This is a genomic window from Roseateles cavernae (genome assembly GCF_040187885.1).
Classification (GTDB): Bacteria; Pseudomonadota; Gammaproteobacteria; order Burkholderiales; family Burkholderiaceae_C; genus Roseateles_E; species Roseateles_E cavernae.
In genome coordinates this window covers 1-310 of sequence record NZ_JBDPLH010000059.1, presented here as the reverse complement: position 1 = coordinate 310, position 310 = coordinate 1, and the positions used below count along the sequence as shown (strand labels likewise).

Below are 310 nucleotides of genomic sequence, written 5' to 3'. Positions count from 1 at the left end.
GCCATGCACGCGGACACGCGCTGGGAGAGCAATCACGCGAACCTGATCTTTCTCTCCAACGAGAGCCAGCCGCTGGCGCTGGAGGCCGGGGACCGGCGCTTCATGGTGATCTACACGCCGGTGGCCGAGGACGGCGACCTGTACGCGCGGGTGCGTGAGTTCCTGGCGGCCGGCGGGGCGCGGCGTTTTTTGCACTATCTGCAGACCCTCGATCTGCAGGACTTCAATCGCCACACCAAGCCGCCGCTGACGAAGGCGAAAGAGGCGCTGATCGAGCTGGGCTACAAGCCGGCCGAGCGCTTCATGCATG

The 310-nt window shown here is 65.8% G+C and carries 1 pseudogene; it reads left to right on the top strand.

The features are described from left to right. Positions 1 to 310: pseudogene (locus ABGI63_RS25850) on the top strand (cell division protein FtsK); the annotation flags it as partial.